The following is a 19,220-nucleotide window of genomic DNA, read 5'->3' on the forward strand; positions in this document are numbered from 1 at the left end:
AGGTGCGACTCATGCTTGATCCTCGGGCCCGCGTGGCGCCGGATTGCGGGTGATGAACATGGCATCACCGTAACTGAAGAAGCGGTAGCCGTTTTCCACCGCTGCAGCGTAGGCAGCCATGGTCTCGGGGTAACCGGCGAAGGCCGAAACCAGCATCAGCAGCGTGGATTCGGGCAAATGGAAGTTGGTCACCAGGGCGTCGACCACGTGGAACGGGCGGCCCGGGAAAATAAAGATGTCGGTATCGCCGCTGAACGGCTTGAGCGTACCGTCGCGCGCCGCGCTTTCCAGCGAGCGCACGCTGGTGGTGCCGACCGCGATCACCCGCCCGCCGCGCGCCCGGCATTCGGCCACGGCGTCCACCACGTCCTGGCCCACTTCGAGCCACTCTTTATGCATGTGGTGATCTTCGATGCGCTCCACGCGCACCGGCTGGAAGGTGCCGGCGCCCACGTGCAGGGTGACGAAGGCGGTGCTCACGCCCTTTTCGGCGATCTTGCCCATCAGCTCTTCATCGAAGTGCAGGCCGGCGGTGGGCGCGGCCACGGCGCCGGAGCGCTGCGCATAGACCGTCTGATAGCGCTCGCGGTCGGCGCCTTCGTCGGGGCGGTCTATATAAGGAGGCAACGGCATGTGGCCGACGCGGTCGAGCAGTGGCAGCACCTCTTCGGTGAAGCGCAGCTCGAACAGCGCGTCGTGGCGCGCGACCATCTCGGCTTCGCCGCCGCCGTCGATCAGCAGCTGGGTGCCTGGCTTGGGCGACTTGCTAGAGCGCACGTGGGCGAGCACGCGATGGCTGTCGAGCACGCGCTCGATGAGGATCTCCAGCTTGCCGCCGGAGGCCTTCTGGCCGAACAGTCGGGCCGGGATCACCCGGGTGTTGTTGAACACCATCAGATCGCCCGGGCGCAGGTGCTCGAGCAGGTCGGTGAACTGGCGATGCGCGAGCGCGCCGGTAGGCCCGTCGAGGGTCAACAGCCGGCTGCTGCGCCGTTCAGCCAGTGGATGGCGGGCGATCAGGGAATCTGGAAGCTCAAAGGAGAAATCGGCGACGCGCATGATGGTGATCGGTTTGACAGGGCCGCAAAGTTTAGCGGAAAGCGGCAAAATTGACCATGAAAGCTGATTGACCAACGGTAGGCGCCTCACTATACTTCGCCGCCACAAGCCCTGATGGCGGAATTGGTAGACGCGGCGGATTCAAAATCCGTTTTCGAAAGGAGTGGGAGTTCGAGTCTCCCTCGGGGCACCATACAAATCCTTGTAAATCAAGGACTTAGAGAAGGGGTAGAAAGAAATTTCTACCCCTTTTTCTATCCAGAAAATCTGTTCTTCTCAAACCCATTTCCCTCGGAAAATGCGGCCCCAAAGCGTTACGCCACGCGAAGCCAAGATCATACAAACCCACAAAAGGCAATAGATTTTATGGGTATTCAAGAACCTTCGCGTCTCCGGCAAGGTCGTTTTTTGTGGTTGAACGTGTTCAAGCATGAGAATTGAGCACATATAAAATCTTATATAGCAGCGCCGATTAAGGTCTACCCCTAACTTTTTAATTTTTGACAGCTACCATCCAACCCTACATATATTTTCAATCTACTATTGACACAATATTTCGTTGCATTAAGCCATTAATTGACTGTCATCGAAATCAAAAGACCGAACAAATCAAGCATTCAACAATGCTTGACAACTGTATAGCAGGCCTTGAAAAGGCCACCTTGAAAGGCAGCCTGATAGTTATCGACCATTATACGAACGCGGTCTATCTTCTCTTCATCGACCTCAAATCAACAAAAACACCGATGTGCTTTATTGTCGTTTACACACTTCAAAAAACAGTGCCATCATCCAAGGCAGACTTCAACTCGCTCTTGTAATTACTCTTATTAAAACTGTCGACTTTCTTGTAAGTATTCAGCTTTTCAGGAGAGCGATATTGCGTATCACTTGCGAACGATTGAAAGGTGTCATCGTCAACCATTCTTATATGCATTTGAAGCTCCCTTGAATCATAACCATAAAACTCAACAAAGCCGGGAATTTGACTTTGACGTGCAACCATCAACGCTTCTTTGACTGGCTTGTCATAGAGATAGAATGTAGCAGTCACCATAATGGCACCCCCGGATTCAGTATTGTTCTTACCGAATTGGGGATTCACATAAGGGGTGAACACGACCCCACCATCCATAGCCTTGGTTTGTCCTAGCCATTTACGCTCTTTAATAGCACTGATTGTCTTATTGATAGGTCCAGAATACTCAACGCTTCTTCTGTCTTTATCAAGCTCGACGTGCTCAAAGGTTTCTGCTGATGCTGTGCACGCAAAAGCGGCAACCAACGATGCCAGCACAAAGCTTTTAATTTTTTCCATTTTTTCCTTATCCATTCAGTTGAATCGCGAGAGCCAAGTCTTGCTGGTAAGGCAAAATGCTATCGCCATTTGAGCAATAGTTAAACGCCAGCATTCCAACATCGCGGGGATGCAATATATTTAAGACTGGAACTTGCATGCGAGTTCTTCAAGTGCTTTCCTTCGGAATACCTGTCAACAGTCATCCGCAACAAACCCACTGCTTTATGACCTACCCATGAAATGATGACAAGGTTTTTTACATCTGCACGCTCTAATGTAGCAATTACGGTTTTTCGTATGCGGTGGAAAACACATCGCTTATCACAGCCCAACTCTGTTTTGGATGTGCTTACCGAATGGCTTCCAAACCCATTACTATTTCGATGTACATAGCCGTCAAACGACGACTACGCAACACCCATAAAGCCCACTGACTGCGGGCTTTTTAGTCTCTGGGGTTTCATCCCATTCCCTGGCAAGTCAACGCTTCAGCGCCAACAATCCAATTGCCCCTGCGCACGAGTGCTGAAGATCGTCAGCAGTTCGCCCAGTGTATGCGGTGGCGGTTCGGCAGCGCGGGTCACCGCGTACAGGGTGATCGGCAACGCTGGGGCCAGGGGGCGAATGGCGGTGGCCCCAGGCGACGCGCTGAGGGCGGTGAAGGGATCGATCACCGCCAGCCCTGCACCGGATTCGACCATCGCCCTGGCCAGTGAATAGGTTTGCACCGCGATGCTCACCCGTGGCGGCGGCTCTACCGCCTCGAGATAGCTGTCGAGGCGGGCCGACAGCGGATCGGCACTGGACAGCCCGATCAGCGGCGCGTCGGCCAGGGCCTGCAGCGGCAGCGGCTGGCCTTCTTCCTCCTGGGGCCAGTAACCGGCCGGCGCCAACGCCACCAACACCCCACAGGCCAGCGCCTGGGCCTTGAGCCCCGGGTGATCGGGTAGTTGCAGGGTCAGGGCGACATCGATTTCGCGCATCAGCAGGTTCTGCACCAGCTCGCGGCTATGGGCACTGGACAGCTCGCAGGCGATCTCCGGATAACGTTGCGTCCATTCATGAATGGCCGGCGGCAACAACGACAGGGCCAGTGCCGGGGTCGCGCCGATCCGCAGGCTGTGGCCCGGCTCGCGGCGCAGGCTCTGGGCCAGGCGTCGCACCCCTTGCAGGCTTTCGGTGACCTTGTCGACCTCACGCTCCAGCTCCAGCGCTTCCGGGGTGGCCTGGAGTTTGCCGCGCACCCTTAGAAACAACGGGAAACCCAGATGCTGCTCAGCGTGTTGCAGCACTTTGGTCACGGCGGGTTGGGAGACGTGCAGTAACTGCGCGGCAGCGCTGACCGACCCGGTCTGACGGATGGCCTGGAAGATCTCGATGTGGCGAAGGCGCATGGCGAGTCCATAACCTTTGTTTATGGGATGACCATCTTTATTCATTGTTCGGCGCCTGTCACCTGGCTCTAACCTCGGTCTCGTCTCAACCCCGGCTAAGGACTGACATGGCTCAGCGTGTATGCATCATCGGCGGCGGCGTCATTGGCCTGGCAACAGCTTACGCACTGGTGCGCGATGGCGTTGAGGTGACCCTGGTCGAGGCGCGGGATTCGCTGGGCAGTGAAACCAGCTTTGCCAATGGCGGCCAGTTGTCCTATCGCTACGTGGCGCCCCTGGCCGATGCCGGCGTGCCATTGCAGGCCATCGGCTGGATGCTGCGCGGTGACTCACCGTTGAAGCTGCGCCCCCGCCTGGACCCGGCGCAGTGGCGCTGGATGGCGTCCTTTCTGGGGGCCTGTCGCTCCTCCGTCAACCGCACCAATGCAGCCCACCTGCTGCGCCTGGCGTTGTTCAGCCAGGCCACCCTGCAGGCCTGGCGCGAAGACGATGCCCTGGACGGTTTCCACTGGCGGCGCAATGGCAAGCTGGTGACCTTTCGCAACACCGCGAGCTTCGAGCACGCCCGCCACAGGCTGGCCGCCCCCCAGCAACAGCAGGTGCTGTCGTCTGCCGACTGCGCCCGCCTGGACCCGGCGCTGGCCGATGCCCCCTTTGTTGGCGCGATCTACACCCCCGATGAAGAGGTCGGTGACTGCCACGGCTTCTGCCAGCAACTCGCGGCGCGTTTGCGGGCCTCGGGCCGTTGCGAGTTCCGCCTGGGCCAGGCCGTGACCGGTATTCGCCAGGCCAATGGCATGGTGAGCGCAATCGAACTGGGGGATGAAGTGCTGCCAGTGGAGCATCTGGTGATTGCCGCCGGCCATCGCAGCCCACTGCTGACGTTGCCAGGGGTGCACCTGCCCCTGTACCCGCTCAAGGGCTATAGCCTCACCGTGCCGATCGGCGCCCACCACCGGGCCCCGGACCTGAGCATCACTGACTATGACCGCAAGATCGTCTACGCCCGCATCGGCGAGCAACTGCGGGTAGCGGCCATGGTCGACATCGTCGGCTTTGAACAGGCGCTGGACCCCAAGCGGCTGGCCCTGATCAAGCGCCAGGCGCGTGACACCTTCGCCAATGCCGGCGACTACGAGCAGGCCATCGAGTGGGCCGGTATGCGCCCGGCGACCCCTAGCGGCGTGCCGCTGCTGGGCGCAACGGCGTATCGCAACCTGTGGCTCAACCTCGGCCATGGTGCCCTGGGCTTCACCCTGGCCTGCGGCAGTGCGCAGTTGCTCAGCGAGCTGATCGGCCAGCGCCGCCCCTCCATTGATCTGCAGGGCTTTGCGCCCCGTGTGGCCTGAAATTACCCAAGAGAAGGACTATCCGATGACCATCAGCCGCATCCAGACCAATCCACGCTTGTCCGCTGCCGTGACCTTTGGCGACCTGGTGTTTCTCTCCGGCCAAGTACCGGGTGATGCCACCGACGCCGCTGGCCAGACTCGCCAGGTGCTGGCAAAAATCGACGCGCTGTTGGCCGAGGCGGGCAGCGACAAGGATCACCTGCTCAGCGCGACCATTTACCTGAAGGACATAGGTGAGGATTTCGCGGCGATGAACTACGTATGGTCGGACTGGTTGTCGCCTGGCCAGGCACCGAATCGCACGACCTTGCAGGCCGAGCTGGCCCGCCCGCAGGTGCGAGTCGAAATCAGCGTTATCGCGGCCCGCCGCTAAGCAATCCATCACCCACAACGGAGAATAACAATGCAAAAAATCACGTTGCTCGGCTGCACCCTGGGCGTATTGCTCGGCACTCAAGTGCAGGCTGAAGAAACCTCGCTGGGGCCGACCCTGAGCAAGATTGCCAGTACCAACAGCATTACCCTGGGTTATCGCGATGCGTCGGTACCCTTCTCCTACGTGGGCGATCACTCGGGTCAACCGATGGGTTACTCGGTGGACCTGGCGAACAAGATCGTCGAGCGCGTGCAGCAAAAGCTCGCGGCGCCCCAGCTCAAGGTCAAGTACAACCTGGTGACTTCGCAAACCCGCATTCCGCTGGTGCAGAACGGCACGGTCGACCTGGAATGTGGCTCGACCGGCGTGACCGCTGAGCGGCAAAAACAGGTGGCGTTTTCCTACGGCTTCATCTACGTCAAAGGCCAGTTGTTGACCGCCAACGACAGTGGGATCAAGAGCTTCGCCGACCTGCGCGGCAAGAACGTGGTGACCACCGCCGGCACCACCAACGAGCGCTATCTGAAGAGCTACAACATCGATAACAAGATCGACATGTTCGTGATCAGCGCCAAGGACCACGGCGAAGCCTTCCAGCTGTTGCAGTCCGGTCGGGCAGCGGCGTTCTACATGGACGATGCGTTGCTCTACGGCGAGCGCGCCAAGGCTCGCGATCCGCACAAGTGGGTAGTGGTTGGGGAGGAGCAGTCGCGGGAAATCTACAGCTGCATGGTGCGCAAGGACGATCCGCAATTCCTCGCACTGGTGAATTCGACACTGGGCGAGCTGTACAGCTCGGGGGAGATCAACGGGATCTACCAGCGCTGGTTTGAGCAGCCGATCCCGCCAAAAGGCTTGAACCTCGAGTTCCCGATGACTAGTGAACTCAAGGCGATCATTGCCAAGCCGGTGAGTGATCCGGTGCAGTAGCGATCAGTGCCCTGCCCCTTCAGCAACAACGCTGGCGCCTACACCGTCTCGCGCTCCCCTGTAGGCGCCAGCCTTGCTGGCGAATGCGCCCGCCCAGGCCACTTCACGAACCCCGCCCCCAGCGCCGCCAGAATCAACCCGATCGAAACCGCCTCGTGCGCATCCACCCGGTGACCCAGCAGCACCATCGACCCTGCCACCCCGAATACCGGGATCAGCAACGACAACGGCGCCACCTTTGACACCGGGTACTCACGCAGCAGCAGGTTCCACCCCCAGTAACAGAAGTGCGTCGCCGCATACACCTGGAACACCAGCGAAAACACCGCCACCCACCCCACCTGCGCAACCACCCCGGTGAACGGCGCGGTGCCATGCATCAGCCAGGTGAGCAGCACCAGCGGCAGCGGTGCGAACAGGCTCGCCCACACCACAAAGGCAAACATCTCGCGCACCTTCGAGCGCTTGATGATGACGTTGCCCACACTCCAGCTGAACGCACTCACCAGCAACAAGCCATAACCCACCACCGAGCCATCGCCGGGCCTGCCATCGATGATGGACACCAGCCCCAGCACTGCCAGCCCCACCCCGATGCCCTGCCCCACGCCAAGGCGTTCGCGAAACAGCAACACGCCCCAGCCCAGGGTGAAAAACGCACTGAACTGCACCAGCAACGCCGCCGTGCCCGGCGGCACGCCCAGCTCGATACCCAGGTTGATCAACGCCCACATCGCCACGCCAAAGATCAACCCGTATGCCGCCACCCAGCCCAGGCCGACCGCCGGGCGCCGGATGAAGAACACCCACGGCAACGCCGCCAGGGTGAATCGCAACGCCGTCAACAGCAGCGGGTCAATTGCGGCCAGGCCGAGCTTGGTGATGGGAAAGTTGAACCCCCACACCGCCGTCACCAGCACGGCCAGGGCCAGATGTTTCTTTTGCATGGCGTACCTATCCCGAAAGTCAGGGCGCCACTATGCGCAATGAGCACACTGGCTCGCTTGCACTATCAGGTCATAGATCATTAAATTCGGGCCATGCGCGAAATCGACATCGACCCCTATGAACACACCCCCCGCGACGCCGTGGTCACGGCCAACGACTATGGCGACGGGCAGCACTTTGCCTTGCATACCCATCAGCGCGGGCAGTTCGCCTATGCGGCCTGCGGGGTGATCACGGTGTTCACCCGCCAGGGCAACTGGGTGGTGCCGCCGCAGCGGGCCATCTGGGTGCCCGCAGGCGTGCCGCACGAGATGAGCATGAACGGCCCGGTGACGATGCTGAACACCTATGTGCGCCAGCCTGCCGCCACCCGCCTCGGCCTGCCCGCACACTGCCAGGTGTTCGGTGTGTCGACGCTGCTGCGCCAACTGCTGCTGGGCGCCCGGGATGTGCCGGCGCTGTATGCCGAAGGCAGCCGCGAGGGCTACCTGATGAACCTGCTGCTGCACGAGATTGCCGACATGCCGGCGCTGTCGCTGAATGCACCGCTGCCCAGCGAGCCCAGGCTCGCCCGGGCCTGCCAGCACTTGCTGGCACAGCCCTCGCTGGATACAGGGATCGATGACATGGCCCGCCAGGTGGGCATGAGCCGGCGCACCTTCACCCGGCTGTTTCGCCAGCACACCGGCATCAGCTTCGTGGCATGGCGACAGCAGGCATGCCTGATGGCGGCGGTGGTGCGTCTGGGCAATGGCGAGGCGATCACGCGGGTGGCGACGGACCTTGGCTACAGCAGCCCCAGTGCGTTCACCAGTGTGTTCCGGCGCGTGCTGGGCGCGGCGCCCAGCCAGTACTTCGCCAACGCGGTAAGTTGATGCACCACGATTCGCTGCAACCCAAGCAGTAGCGCGCCAGGCCTACACAGACAGCCAACTGTCTGCCCAGCAACTGTTGCCCCAGCAACAGCCAGCCAACAAAAACCTCCCGCACCAACACCATTGCCACCTCACTACCGCGCCAGGCCCAGCAAAAACGGGGCCTGCGACTGTGGTACGGCTCTTGCTCAAGCCTGGGTAACGCTCTGAGCGCAGGGCCACACCACAGGACGCACACATGACCGCAGCACTCAAGGTCGTCGCCGTTTCCGGCGGCGCCTATCGCCCCTCACGCACCCTGGCACTGACCGAGGCGATCGTCGCCGAGCTGGGCAAGCACCTGCACATCGACGCCCAGCTCATCGAGCTGAGCGAGATCGCCCGCCCGGTAGGCGGCGCCCTGTCGCGCGCCGAACTGCCGGCCACGGTCGAACAGCAGCTGCAGGCCATCGAGCATGCCGACCTGCTGATCGTTGCCTCGCCGGTTTACCGCGGCTCGTACCCCGGCCTGCTCAAGCACCTGTTCGACCTGGTGGGCCAGGACAGCCTGATCGACACCCCGGTGCTGCTGGCCGCCACCGGTGGCAGCCCGCTGCATGCGCTGGTGATCGACCACCAGCTGCGCCCGCTGTTCAGCTTCTTCCAGGCGCTGACCCTGCCCATCGGCGTGTATGGCAGCGAAGGGGACCTGCAGAACTACCAGGTCAGCAGCCCGGTACTGCAAGCCCGTGTCAGCCTGGCCGCCGAGCGTGCCGCACCGTTCTTCGCCGCCCACGCCCACAGCCAGCGCAAGCTCGCCAGCGGGGCCGAACGATGAACGTGTTCTGGTTCCTGCCCACCCACGGCGACGGTCATTTCCTCGGCACCAGCGACGGCGCGCGCCCGGTCACCCTCAACTACCTCAAGCAGATCGCCCAGGCCGCCGATGGCCTGGGCTACCACGGCGTGCTGATCCCCACCGGCCGCTCGTGCGAGGACTCCTGGGTGGTCGCCTCGGCCCTGGCGCCGCTGACCGAACGCCTGCGCTATCTGGTGGCGATACGCCCCGGCATCATCTCGCCCACCGTGTCGGCGCGCATGACCGCCACCCTGGACCGCCTCTCCGGCGGGCGCCTGCTGATCAACGTGGTCACCGGCGGCGACCCCGACGAGAACCGCGGCGACGGCATCCACCTCAGCCACAGCGAACGCTACGAGGTCACCGACGAGTTCCTGCGTATCTGGCGCCGCGTACTGCAAGGCGAGTCGGTGGATTTCGAGGGCAAGCACTTCAAGGTCGAGAACGCCAAGGCGCTCTACCCACCGGTACAAAAGCCCTACCCGCCGCTGTACTTCGGTGGCTCGTCCGACGCCGCCCATGACCTGGCCGCCGAACAGCTGGACGTGTACCTCACCTGGGGCGAACCGCCCGCCGCCGTCGCCGAGAAGATCGCAGATGTGCGCGCCCGCGCCGCCAGGCACGGGCGCACGGTGAAGTTCGGCATCCGCCTGCACGTGATCGTGCGCGAAACCGCCGAAGAGGCCTGGCAGGCCGCCGACCGCCTGATCGCGCACATCAGCGACGACACCATCGCCGCGGCGCAACAGTCCTTCGCGCGCTTCGACTCCGAAGGCCAACGGCGCATGGCTGCGCTGCACGGCGGTCGCCGCGACCAGCTGGAGATCGCCCCCAACCTGTGGGCCGGTGTGGGCCTGGTACGGGGCGGCGCCGGCACCGCGCTGGTGGGCGACCCGCAACAGGTGGCCGCGCGCATCAAGGAATACGCCGACCTGGGCATCGAAAGCTTCATCTTCTCCGGCTACCCCCACCTGGAGGAAGCCTACCGCTTCGCCGAGCTGGTGTTCCCGCTGCTGCCAGAACCCTACGCCAGCCTGGCCGGGCGCGGCGTCACCAACCTGACCGGGCCGTTCGGCGAAATGATCGCCAACGATGTGCTGCCCAAGGCGCAGACCGCATGAGTGCCAAGCAACCGGAACCCACCCTGCTCAGCCCGCTGCAGACCGCGCGCGCCCTGGCCGCCGAATTCGCACTGACCGCCGCCGAACGCGACGAGCGCGGCGGCACACCCAAGGCCGAGCGTGACGCCATTCGCCACAGCGGCCTCTTGGCCCTGAGCATTCCCACGCAGTTCGGCGGCATGGGCGCCAGCTGGGGCGAAACCCTGAACATCGTGCGCGAGTTCGCCCGGGTCGACAGCTCCATCGCCCACGTGTTCGGCTTCCAGCACCTGATGCTGGCCACCGTGCGCCTGTTCTCCAGCCCCGACCAGTGGCAGCCCTGGTTCGAGCAGACCGCCCGCAAGAACTGGTTCTGGGGCAACGCCCTGAACCCGCTCGACACCCGCACCGTGGTCAAGAAGTACGACGGATGGCGCGAATTCTCGGGCAAGAAGAGTTTCTGCTCCGGCGCCAGCGACTCGGAAATGCTGATCGCCTCGGCGGTGGATGAAAGCGCCGGCGGCAAGTTGCTGATCGCCGCCATCCCCACGGCACGTACCGGCATCACCCTGCATGGCGACTGGAACAACATGGGCCAGCGCCAGACCGACAGCGGCAGCGCCACCTTCGAGCGCGTGCGCGTCGAGGAATCCGAACTGCTGCTCGACCCCGGCCCGCTGAGCACTCCGTTCGCCTGCCTGCGCCCGCTGATCGCGCAACTGCACTTTGCGCACATCTTCCTCGGCATCGCCGAAGGGGCGCTGGAAGAGGCGCGCCAGTACACGCTCAAGGAAGGGCGACCGTGGTTCAAGTCCAATGCCCGGCACGTCAGCGAAGACCCGTACATCCTGCGCCACTACGGCGACTTCTGGGTGGGCCTGGAAGGCGTTCGGCTGCTGGCCGAACGCGCCTGCAACCAGCTCGACGAAGCCTGGCACAAGGGCCCCACGCTGAGCAGCGACGAGCGCGGGCAACTGGCGCTGTCCATCGCCGCGGCCAAGGTGGCGGCCACCCGCACCGGCCTGGACCTGTGCAACCGCCTGTTCGAAGTGACCGGCGCGCGCGCCACGCATGCCTCGCTGCGCTTCGATCGCTACTGGCGCAACCTGCGCACCCAGACCCTGCACGACCCGGTGGACTACAAGGTCCACGAGCTGGGTGACTGGGCCCTGAACCGGACGGTGCCCGCCCCGTCCTTCTACTCCTGAGGGCTGCCCATGCACCTGTTGACGCTCCCGCCATCGCCAACCCTGGCCACCTCGATCAGGGCCACCGCACAGGTGTTCGAAGACCCGAGGTCGCAGGCGCTGCTCGCCCACCTGCAGCAGGTCGCGCCGAGTGAGGCCAGCGTGCTGATCATTGGCGAAACCGGTACGGGCAAGGAGCTGGTGGCGCGACATATCCACAACCTCAGCCGGCGCCACCACGGGCCGTTCGTGGCGGTCAACTGCGGGGCGTTCTCCGAGTCGCTGGTCGAGGCCGAACTGTTCGGCCACGAAAAGGGCGCCTTCACCGGCGCCCTGGCGTCCAAGGCCGGCTGGTTCGAGGAAGCCGACGGCGGCACGCTGTTTCTCGACGAGATCGGCGACCTGCCGATGGCCATCCAGGTCAAGCTGCTGCGCGTGCTGCAGGAGCGCGAAGTGGTGCGCCTGGGGTCGCGCAAGAGCATCCCGATCAACGTGCGCGTGCTGGCCGCCACCAACGTGCAGCTGGAAAAGGCGATCAACGCCGGGCACTTTCGCGAAGACCTGTTCTACCGCCTCAACGTGGTCAGCCTGCAGTTGTACCCGCTGCGCGAGCGCCCCGGCGATATCCTGCCGCTGACCCGCCACTTCATGGCCAGCTACAGCGCCCGCCTGGGCTATGGCGATGTGCAGTTGAGCAGCGAGGCAGAGCACAAGCTGGCCAGCTACGACTGGCCGGGCAACATCCGCGAGCTGGAAAACGTCATCCACCACACCCTGCTGATCTGCCATGACGGCGTGATCCAGCAGGACGACCTGCGCCTGTCCAACCTGCGCATCGAGCGGCCCGAGGGCACACCCGCCCCGGACACATCCGCCAACGCCCTGTTGCAGCGCGCGTTTCAGAAGCTGTTCGAAGAAGAGCACGGCGCGCTGCATGAAAAGGTCGAGGAGGCGCTGCTGCGCAGTGCCTACCGCTTCTGCCACTACAACCAGGTGCACACCGCGCGCCTGCTCGGCCTGAGCCGCAACGTCACCCGTGCCCTGCTGATCCGCATCGGCGAACTGGTGGTGAACAAGCGCCAGCCGCCACCGGAGCCGAACGCCACACGCGTCATCAACCTGTCGATCTGACCCAGACTTGCCCAAGCAAGCAGCGACTTCACCCACCTTGCGTTGCACGCCGTCCCGGCCGGGGCGGTGGCCCATTCTTCCTGCAACGAGCACCCCACCATGAGCCTCGATATCTTCTGGTTTCTGCCCACCTCCGGCGACACCCGCTACCTCGGCCACTCCGCCAGCGGGCGCCCGGCCACCAACGCCTACATGCGCCAGATTGCCGTGGCCGCCGAGAACCTCGGCTATGACGGCATTCTCATCCCCACCGGCAGCAGCTGCCTCGACCCCTGGGTCACCGCCGCCAGCCTGGTGCCGGTGACCCACCGCCTCAAGCTGCTGGTGGCCCTGCGCACCTCGCTGGGCAACCCCACCGCGTCGGCGCGCCAGGCCGCCACCCTCGACCAGGCCAGCGGCGGACGCCTGCTGCTCAACGTGGTGCCCGGCGGCGATGCCACCGAGCTGGCCGCCGATGGCGTGTTTCTCGCGCACGACCAGCGCTACGACGCCGCCGACGAGTTCCTCACCGTGTGGCGCCAGCTGCTCAGTGGCGAACAGGTCGACTTTCACGGCGAGCACCTGCGGGTGGAGGGCGCGCAGAACTTCTTCGCGCCGGTGCAGACGCCCTACCCGCCGCTGTACTTCGGTGGCTCGTCAGCCGCCGCGCACGAGCTGGCGGCCAGGCATGTGGACGCCTACCTGACCTGGGGCGAGCCACCCGCCGCGGTGGCCGAAAAGATCGCCGACGTGCGCGCCCGTGCCGCCCGCCACGGGCGCACGGTGCAGTTTGGCGTGCGCCTGCATGTGATCGTGCGTGAAACCAGTGAACAGGCCTGGGCGGCGGCCGAGGAATTGATCAGCCACCTGGACGAGGCCACCATCGCCGCCGCACAGGCCAACTACGCCAGCATGGATTCCGAAGGCCAGCGGCGCATGGCCGCGCTGCACGGCGGGCGCCGCGACCGGCTGGAAGTCTCGCCCAACCTGTGGGCCGGGGTCGGCCTGGTGCGTGGCGGCGCCGGCACCGCACTGGTCGGCGACCCGGCCACGGTGGCGGCACGGCTGCAGGAGTACGTCGCCCTGGGCGTGGACCGCTTCGTGCTGTCGGGCTACCCGCACCTGGAGGAAGCCTACCGCTTCGCCGAACTGGTGTTCCCGCTGCTGCCCGGCAAAAGCAAGGTGACGGTGGATGGCGCCTTCACCGGGGGCGCCTTCGACGTGCGTGCCGGCCAGGCCAGGCCCGCCGCCAGCCAGTAACGCGCAGGGCCCGGGCTACCCGGTGCAGGCCGGTCGGCTCAGGCCCGTGCGGCCACCCGCTCGACGCTGTCGGCCACTGTACGGGCCTGCTGCAGCACCTGCGCACACACCTGTTCAGGGGCCTCCACGCGCACGCGCAGACGGCCAAGGATACGCCCCTGGATACGCTCGATATTGGCCTGCACCAGGTGGGTCGGGTAACCCAGTGCCGCGCTGATCGCGCTCAGCTCCGGCGCCTGGCCACGGGCCCCGGTGTAATGCAGGTCGAGCAGCCAGTCGCCGGCGCTGGCTGGGGCCAGGTCATGGGCGCCGCCAGGGTGCAGGGTGCGCAGCAGGGTGCGGGTCACCTCGTGGCACGGGCAGCCGAACACCCGCCACACCTCGCCCTGCTCCACCACCTCGCCCGCCTCCAGCACCACCACACGGTCGCACAGCTCGCGAATCACTTCCATCTCGTGGGTAATCAGCACGATGGTCAGGTTCAGGCGCCGGTTGATATCGCGTAGCAGCGCCAGAATCGACTGGGTGCTTTGCGGGTCCAGCGCCGAGGTCGCCTCGTCGCACAGCAGCAGGTCGGGCTGCAGCACCAGCGCCCGGGCGATGCCGACGCGCTGCTTCTGGCCACCGGACAGCTGTGCAGGGAAGGCATCGCGCTTGTCCTCCAGGCCCACCAGTTGCAGCATCTCGCTCACCCGCCGCTCGCGCTCGGCGCGGCCAATGCCGGCCAGCTTGAGCGGCAGGCCGATGTTCTCGCCGACGGTTTTCACCGACATCAGGTTGAAGTGCTGGAAGATCATGCCGGTGCGCTGGCGCTGACGGGCCAGTTGCGCGGTGTCGTAGCCGGCGATGTCCTCGCCGTCGATCAGCACCTGGCCGTTACTGGGTTGCTCCAGGCGGTTGAGCGAACGCAGCAGCGACGACTTGCCCGCGCCGCTGCGCCCGATGATGCCGAACACCTCGCCCCGGCGTATCTCCAGGTTGATGTCACGCAGCGCATGCACAGTGCGCTCGCGCCCCGGGTACTGCTTGCCGAGCCCCACCAGGCGGATATGCACGGCGCCTGCCAGCGGCTGTTGATTGAAACTGACCATGGATCAAGGCCTGCCCTGCGAAGGATGCGATTCGACCAAGGCCCGCGCTGTCGCCAGCGCGGGCCACCGGGGCTCAGAAGCCGGGCACTATCTGGCCCTTGTAGCGGGTCAGGATGAAGTCGCGCACCTGTGGCGAGTTCAGCGCCTTGGCCAGCTTCTGGATGCGCGGGTCATCGATGTTGTCGGGGCGCGCGACCAGGTACTCCACGTAAAGGTCCTTGCCCTTCTCCACGATCAGCGCGCTGCTGGTATCGATGCCCGCCTCCAGCGCGTAGTTGGCGAAGACGAACGCCAGGTCCACCTGGTTCACCGCACGGGCCAGCAGCGCGCCTTCGAGTTCGCGAATCTTCAGGTGCCTTGGGTTGGCCGCGATGTCGCGCTGGGTCGCCAGGGTGTTGCTCGGGTCCTTGAGGGTTATCAGCCCGGCTTCGTGCAGCAGCACCAGGGCACGCCCGGCGTTGACCGGGTCGTTGGGGATGGCGACGCTGGCGCCGTCCTTGAGCTCGGCGATGCTCCTGATGCGGGTGGAGTACGCACCGAAAGGCTCGATGTGCACGCCCACCACCGGCACCAGGTCGGTCTTGCGGGTGGCGTTGAATTCGTCGAGGAACGGCCGGTACTGGTAGTAGTTGGCGTCCAGGTTCTTCTCGGCCAGTTGCAGGTTGGGCTGGATGAAATCGCTGAACACCTTGATGTCCAGGTCCACGCCTTCGGCCGCCAGCGCCGGTTTGACGAACTCGAGGATCTCGGCGTGCGGCACCGGGGTGGCGCCCACCACCAGTTTCTCGTTGGCGTGCGCCGACAGCGACAGCACGGCGGCCAGTACGGCCAGGGTCTTCTTCATGGGCTTGCTCCTGAACAGGTAGAACATTGGCCGCCGTGGGATACGTGGGCCGGCGGCAGCGAAACCCGGCTGCCGCTGACGGGAAACACAATTCAACGCCGGGTGAAGCGCCGCACCAGGCGGTCGCCACTCACCTGCAGCACCTGTACCAGCACGATCAGCAGCAGCACGGTCACCACCATCACGTCGGTCTGAAAGCGCTGGTAGCCGAAGCGGATCGCCAGGTCGCCCAGGCCGCCGCCACCGACCACGCCGGCCATCGCCGTGTAGTCCACCAGCACGATGGCGGTCACCGTCACCGCCGCGATCAGGCCGGTGCGCGCCTCGGGCAGCACGGTGTGCCACACGATCTGCCAGGTGCTGCCACCCATCGACTGGGTGGCCTCCACCAGGCCGCGGTCGACCTCGCGCAGGGCGATTTCCACCAGCCGCGCAAAGAACGGCATACAGCCGATCACCAGCGGCGGTATGGCGCCGGGCACGCCCAGCGAAGTACCGGCCACCACCTGGGTGAGCGGGATCAGCACAATCAGCAGGATGATGAACGGCATCGAACGCAGCACGTTCACCACCACCGACAGCACGCGGTACACCAGCGGCGAGGCCAGCAACTGGCGCTGGCCGGTGAGGTACAGCAGCACCCCCAGCGGCAGCCCCATCAGCACAGTGAAACCCAGCGCTACGCCGAGCATGCTCAAGGTGTCGAGGCAGGCCTGGCCCACCTCGGGCCAGTTGACATGGGCCAGCAGCTCGCTCATTGCCCAGCGCCCCTGCGCAGCGCGGCGGCCGGGTGCGGCGCGCCCAGCCGGTCACCTGCGTCGAACAGCTTGTTGCGCAGCGTGCCCGGGGCGTAATCGCGCTTGAACAGGCCACGGGCCTGCAGCTCGGGCACCAGCAGGTCGACCACCGCCTCGAAGGTTTCCGGGGCCACCACGCTGGCCAGGTTGAAGCCGTCCACGTCGGTCTCTTGCACCCATTCCTGCAACTGGTCGGCCACCGTCTGCGCCGAGCCCACCAGTACCGGGCCGTCGCCGCCGATGGCGCAATAGTCGGCAATTTCGGCGGTGGTCCAGGTGCGGCTGGGGTCGGCACGGGTGAAGGCTTCCACCGCCGACTGGATCGCATCGCTCTGCACTTCGCGCAGCACCTGGTCGCTCTGGTACTGGGCGAAGTCGATGCCGGTCCAGCCCGACATCAGCGTCAGCGCACCGCTGGCGCTGGCGTACTCGCGGTACTCGCGCAGGCGCGCCAGGGCCTGTTCATCAGTGGGGGCGACAATCACCGTAAGCTGCTCCAGCACCAGGATATCGCCCGGTGCGCGGCCGGCCGCCACCGCCGCAGCGCGCACCTGCGCCACCTGGTTCTTGAGCACCGTCTTGCTCGGCGCAGCAACGAACACGCACTCGGCGTTGGCCGCCGCAAACGCCCTGCCGCGCGTCGAGGCACCGGCCTGGTACAGCACCGGGGTGCGCTGGGGCGAGGGCTCGCACAGGTGAAAGCCCGGCACCTGGAAGAACTCGCCCTGGTGGCCGATGCCGTGCACCTTGGCCGGGTAGGCATACACCCCGCTGGCGCGGTCGGCGCGCACGGCGTCGTCTTCCCAGCTGGCCTCCCACAGCTTGTAGCAGACCTGCAGGTACTCCTCGGCCAGGGCGTAGCGCTGGTCATGCGACAGCTGTTCGCGCTGGCCCAGGTTGCGCGCCCCGCTGGACAGGTACGAGGTGACGATGTTCCAGCCGGCGCGGCCACGGGTCAGGTGGTCGAGCGTGGACATGCGCCGGGCAAACGGGTACGGGTGCTCGAACGACACCGAGGCGGTCACGCCAAACCCCAGGTGCTCGGTGACGGCGGCCATGGCCGGCACCAGCTGCAGCGGGTCGTTCACCGGCACCTGCGCTGCCGTACGCAGCGCCTCGTCGGCGTTGCCGCCGTACACGTCGTAGGCGCCCAGCACATCGGCGATGAACAACCCGTCGATCTTGCCGCGCTCCAGGGTCCTGGCCAGCTCGGTCCAGTAGTGGATGTCGGTGTAGCGCGTGGCCTGGTCACGCGGATGGCGCCACAAGCCCGGCGACAGGTGGCCGACGGTGTTCATGGCAAAGGCATTGAGGCGTATCTGCTTGGGCATGGTGGCGGCCTAGTTCCAGTCGTGACGCTGTGGCTTGGCCCCGTTCAAGGCCCAGTTGCCCACCAGGTGGTACTTCCAGCGCACCGGGTCGTGCAGGGTGTGCACGCGGGCGTTGCGCCAGTGCCGGTCGAGGTTGTGGCGCACCTGGGTGGAGCGCGTGCCGCCCAGCTCGAACAGGCGGTTGCTGGCCTCGATCGCCGCTTCGGTGGTCAGCACCTTGGCCTTGGCCACGGCCACCGAGGCCTGGGCCACCGAGTCCTCGTCGGGGGCCAGGCTGGCCCGATCGAGCACCTTGCCGGCGCGCTCCAGCAGGGCCTCGGCGGCTTCCTGGCGAATCTCCAGCGCGCCGATCTGCACGATGGTCAGCGGGTCCTGGCTGGCCTGCTCCACGCCCGCATCGATCCACGGGCGGGCCTGCTCGCGGATGAAGGTGATGGCGTCGTCCAGCGCCGCACGGCCGATGCCGGCGTCGATGGCGGCGGTGGTCAGTTGCGCGAAGGGGCCGGCCAGGGTCGGGGTTTCGTACGAGCGGTAGGTGGGAAACAGGTTGAAGGCCGGCACGATCAGTTCCTGCGCCAGCACCGTGCCGCTGGAGGTGGTGCGCTGGCCGATGTTGTCCCAGTCGTCGACGATCACCAGGCCCGGGGTATCGCGGCGCACGAAGGCCAGTTGCGAGCGGTCCTGCGCGTCCAGCGCCAGCACCCCCAGCCAGTGCGCGTACAACGAGCCGGTGCAGTAGCCCTTGCGCCCGTCGATGCGGTAGCCATCGGCATGGGGCACGATGCGGGTCTGGATCTCCTTGACGTTCTTGCCGCCGGTTTCCGACAGCGCATTGGCAAAGCGGTGCCCGGCCAGCACCAGGTCGAAGAAGAAGCGCTTCTGCTCTTCGCTGCCCTGCAGGCGGATGTCTTCGAGCAGGCAGTAGTGGTTCTGCGGTATCTGCCCCAGCGAAGGGTCGGCGGCGGAGATGATCGCGATCACCTCCGCCAGGGTGGCGAAGGACACCTGCGCCCCCCCGTACTGTTTCGGTACGGTGATGCCCCACAGGCCGCTGTTGGAGAACGCATCCACCACGTCGGCCGGGACCTGGCGGCTGCGGTCGCGCTCGGACGCGCCTTCGCGCAGCAGCGCGGCAACCCGATGGGCAATGGCAATGGCTTCGGCATCGTCACGGATGACGTGGGCATCCGGCTGGCGGATGTCGTAGTGGGCAGAAACAGGGGTGGCAGTCATGGTCTATCTCGATGAGTACACAGAGTCCCCCGTGAGATAGCACAACCCATGCCACTTGAATTTCACCTATAAATCAATTAGTTACGCACAACAGAAAGCGGCATGGCTGGATGCACGGCAACAAAGTGTTGGCCAACTGTTCGTAGTGCAACAGTACGACAGCGGTCAGTTGCTCCCCGTACACCGCGCGCCTGT

General features: G+C 64.8%; 18 protein-coding genes and 1 tRNA gene. 10 read left to right on the top strand and 9 right to left on the bottom strand.

From position 1 onward, the window contains the following. Positions 1-9 precede the first annotated feature (9 nt). The gene (queA, locus tag CR917_RS21165) at positions 10-1,059 is read right to left on the bottom strand and encodes a tRNA preQ1(34) S-adenosylmethionine ribosyltransferase-isomerase QueA (RefSeq protein ID WP_043864453.1); all 1,050 of its coding nucleotides are present in this window, start codon (positions 1,057-1,059) and stop codon (positions 10-12) included. A gap of 108 nt (positions 1,060-1,167) precedes the next feature. On the opposite strand from queA, the gene CR917_RS21170 reads away from it, so the two are divergent. Beyond that, positions 1,168-1,252: transfer RNA gene (locus tag CR917_RS21170), tRNA-Leu, on the top strand. 579 nt (positions 1,253-1,831) lie between these two features. On the opposite strand, the gene CR917_RS27190 is transcribed toward CR917_RS21170, so the two are convergent. Beyond that, positions 1,832-2,392: a hypothetical protein gene (locus tag CR917_RS27190; RefSeq protein WP_143516664.1), complete on the bottom strand. Its 561-nt coding sequence runs from the start codon at positions 2,390-2,392 to the stop codon at positions 1,832-1,834. Between the two features lie 455 nt (positions 2,393-2,847). After that, positions 2,848-3,753: a LysR family transcriptional regulator gene (locus CR917_RS21180; RefSeq protein WP_088515308.1), complete on the bottom strand. Its 906-nt coding sequence runs from the start codon at positions 3,751-3,753 to the stop codon at positions 2,848-2,850. Between the two features lie 107 nt (positions 3,754-3,860). Between CR917_RS21180 and CR917_RS21185 the strand changes: the two genes are divergently transcribed. Genes CR917_RS21185 through CR917_RS21195 form a run of 3 tightly spaced genes read left to right on the top strand, consistent with a single transcriptional unit; the run spans position 3,861 to position 6,411 of the window. Next, positions 3,861-5,102 (top strand): D-amino acid dehydrogenase, encoded by a 1,242-nt coding sequence (locus tag CR917_RS21185; RefSeq protein WP_104572914.1) that lies wholly within the window; start codon positions 3,861-3,863, stop codon positions 5,100-5,102. 25 nt (positions 5,103-5,127) lie between these two features. Continuing rightward, on the top strand, positions 5,128-5,478 hold the full coding sequence (locus CR917_RS21190; RefSeq protein WP_104572915.1) for a RidA family protein: 351 nt from the start codon (positions 5,128-5,130) through the stop codon (positions 5,476-5,478). A 30-nt stretch (positions 5,479-5,508) separates the two neighbouring features. Next, positions 5,509-6,411, top strand: coding sequence for a transporter substrate-binding domain-containing protein (locus CR917_RS21195; protein ID WP_043864448.1), 903 nt, complete (start codon positions 5,509-5,511; stop codon positions 6,409-6,411). 38 nt (positions 6,412-6,449) lie between these two features. Here CR917_RS21195 and CR917_RS21200 read toward each other — a convergent pair whose 3' ends face one another. After that, the gene (locus tag CR917_RS21200) at positions 6,450-7,358 is read right to left on the bottom strand and encodes an EamA family transporter (RefSeq protein ID WP_104572916.1); all 909 of its coding nucleotides are present in this window, start codon (positions 7,356-7,358) and stop codon (positions 6,450-6,452) included. 93 nt (positions 7,359-7,451) lie between these two features. On the opposite strand from CR917_RS21200, the gene CR917_RS21205 reads away from it, so the two are divergent. From CR917_RS21205 to ssuD (CR917_RS21230), 6 genes are all read left to right on the top strand, one after another. After that, the gene (locus CR917_RS21205; RefSeq protein ID WP_104572917.1) at positions 7,452-8,234 is read left to right on the top strand and encodes a helix-turn-helix domain-containing protein; all 783 of its coding nucleotides are present in this window, start codon (positions 7,452-7,454) and stop codon (positions 8,232-8,234) included. 238 nt (positions 8,235-8,472) lie between these two features. After that, on the top strand, positions 8,473-9,051 hold the full coding sequence (gene msuE / locus CR917_RS21210; protein ID WP_043864443.1) for an FMN reductase: 579 nt from the start codon (positions 8,473-8,475) through the stop codon (positions 9,049-9,051). Further along, a complete protein-coding gene (gene ssuD / locus CR917_RS21215) occupies positions 9,048-10,193 on the top strand; it encodes an FMNH2-dependent alkanesulfonate monooxygenase (RefSeq protein ID WP_043864442.1) in 1,146 nt (381 codons plus the stop codon). Before msuE ends, ssuD (CR917_RS21215) begins: the two co-directional genes overlap by 4 nt. Next, entirely contained in the window at positions 10,190-11,380 is a 1,191-nt protein-coding gene (locus tag CR917_RS21220) for an acyl-CoA dehydrogenase family protein (protein WP_043864441.1), read from the top strand. Before ssuD (CR917_RS21215) ends, CR917_RS21220 begins: the two co-directional genes overlap by 4 nt. Before the next feature lie 9 nt (positions 11,381-11,389). Continuing rightward, positions 11,390-12,490 (top strand): sigma-54-dependent Fis family transcriptional regulator, encoded by a 1,101-nt coding sequence (locus tag CR917_RS21225; protein WP_043864440.1) that lies wholly within the window; start codon positions 11,390-11,392, stop codon positions 12,488-12,490. Positions 12,491-12,589: 99 nt separating this feature from the next. Continuing rightward, positions 12,590-13,729, top strand: coding sequence for an FMNH2-dependent alkanesulfonate monooxygenase (gene ssuD, locus CR917_RS21230; protein ID WP_104572918.1), 1,140 nt, complete (start codon positions 12,590-12,592; stop codon positions 13,727-13,729). Positions 13,730-13,767: 38 nt separating this feature from the next. Here ssuD (CR917_RS21230) and CR917_RS21235 read toward each other — a convergent pair whose 3' ends face one another. The 5 genes from CR917_RS21235 to CR917_RS21255 form a co-directional block, all read right to left on the bottom strand. After that, on the bottom strand, positions 13,768-14,820 hold the full coding sequence (locus tag CR917_RS21235) for a methionine ABC transporter ATP-binding protein (RefSeq protein ID WP_058541401.1): 1,053 nt from the start codon (positions 14,818-14,820) through the stop codon (positions 13,768-13,770). A gap of 73 nt (positions 14,821-14,893) precedes the next feature. Continuing rightward, complete coding sequence (locus CR917_RS21240) at positions 14,894-15,664, bottom strand: MetQ/NlpA family ABC transporter substrate-binding protein (RefSeq protein ID WP_078479931.1); 771 nt, start codon at positions 15,662-15,664, stop codon at positions 14,894-14,896. Positions 15,665-15,756: 92 nt separating this feature from the next. Continuing rightward, the gene (locus tag CR917_RS21245; protein ID WP_104572919.1) at positions 15,757-16,422 is read right to left on the bottom strand and encodes a methionine ABC transporter permease; all 666 of its coding nucleotides are present in this window, start codon (positions 16,420-16,422) and stop codon (positions 15,757-15,759) included. After that, the gene (locus CR917_RS21250) at positions 16,419-17,792 is read right to left on the bottom strand and encodes an LLM class flavin-dependent oxidoreductase (RefSeq protein ID WP_104572920.1); all 1,374 of its coding nucleotides are present in this window, start codon (positions 17,790-17,792) and stop codon (positions 16,419-16,421) included. Before CR917_RS21250 ends, CR917_RS21245 begins: the two co-directional genes overlap by 4 nt. 9 nt (positions 17,793-17,801) lie before the next feature. Beyond that, positions 17,802-19,025 (bottom strand): SfnB family sulfur acquisition oxidoreductase, encoded by a 1,224-nt coding sequence (locus CR917_RS21255; protein ID WP_043864434.1) that lies wholly within the window; start codon positions 19,023-19,025, stop codon positions 17,802-17,804. Positions 19,026-19,220 lie beyond the last annotated feature (195 nt).

It is taken from the genome of Pseudomonas sp. BRM28 (assembly GCF_002939405.1).
GTDB classification, from domain to species: Bacteria; Pseudomonadota; Gammaproteobacteria; order Pseudomonadales; family Pseudomonadaceae; genus Aquipseudomonas; species Aquipseudomonas palmensis.

Bases quoted from the DNA above. Each gene is read 5' to 3' on its own strand.
- msuE (WP_043864443.1), top strand. From the start codon at position 8,473: ATGACCGCAGCACTCAAGGTCGTCGCCGTTTCCGGCGGCGCCTATCGC.
- CR917_RS21225 (WP_043864440.1), top strand. From the start codon at position 11,390: ATGCACCTGTTGACGCTCCCGCCATCGCCAACCCTGGCCACCTCGATC.
- CR917_RS21180 (WP_088515308.1), bottom strand. From the start codon at position 3,753: ATGCGCCTTCGCCACATCGAGATCTTCCAGGCCATCCGTCAGACCGGG.
- CR917_RS27190 (WP_143516664.1), bottom strand. From the start codon at position 2,392: ATGGATAAGGAAAAAATGGAAAAAATTAAAAGCTTTGTGCTGGCATCG.
- CR917_RS21200 (WP_104572916.1), bottom strand. From the start codon at position 7,358: ATGCAAAAGAAACATCTGGCCCTGGCCGTGCTGGTGACGGCGGTGTGG.
- CR917_RS21255 (WP_043864434.1), bottom strand. From the start codon at position 19,025: ATGACTGCCACCCCTGTTTCTGCCCACTACGACATCCGCCAGCCGGAT.
- ssuD (WP_043864442.1), top strand. From the start codon at position 9,048: ATGAACGTGTTCTGGTTCCTGCCCACCCACGGCGACGGTCATTTCCTC.
- queA (WP_043864453.1), bottom strand. From the start codon at position 1,059: ATGCGCGTCGCCGATTTCTCCTTTGAGCTTCCAGATTCCCTGATCGCC.
- CR917_RS21205 (WP_104572917.1), top strand. From the start codon at position 7,452: ATGCGCGAAATCGACATCGACCCCTATGAACACACCCCCCGCGACGCC.
- CR917_RS21220 (WP_043864441.1), top strand. From the start codon at position 10,190: ATGAGTGCCAAGCAACCGGAACCCACCCTGCTCAGCCCGCTGCAGACC.
- CR917_RS21185 (WP_104572914.1), top strand. From the start codon at position 3,861: ATGGCTCAGCGTGTATGCATCATCGGCGGCGGCGTCATTGGCCTGGCA.
- CR917_RS21195 (WP_043864448.1), top strand. From the start codon at position 5,509: ATGCAAAAAATCACGTTGCTCGGCTGCACCCTGGGCGTATTGCTCGGC.
- CR917_RS21190 (WP_104572915.1), top strand. From the start codon at position 5,128: ATGACCATCAGCCGCATCCAGACCAATCCACGCTTGTCCGCTGCCGTG.
- CR917_RS21235 (WP_058541401.1), bottom strand. From the start codon at position 14,820: ATGGTCAGTTTCAATCAACAGCCGCTGGCAGGCGCCGTGCATATCCGC.
- CR917_RS21240 (WP_078479931.1), bottom strand. From the start codon at position 15,664: ATGAAGAAGACCCTGGCCGTACTGGCCGCCGTGCTGTCGCTGTCGGCG.
- ssuD (WP_104572918.1), top strand. From the start codon at position 12,590: ATGAGCCTCGATATCTTCTGGTTTCTGCCCACCTCCGGCGACACCCGC.
- CR917_RS21250 (WP_104572920.1), bottom strand. From the start codon at position 17,792: ATGCCCAAGCAGATACGCCTCAATGCCTTTGCCATGAACACCGTCGGC.
- CR917_RS21245 (WP_104572919.1), bottom strand. From the start codon at position 16,422: ATGAGCGAGCTGCTGGCCCATGTCAACTGGCCCGAGGTGGGCCAGGCC.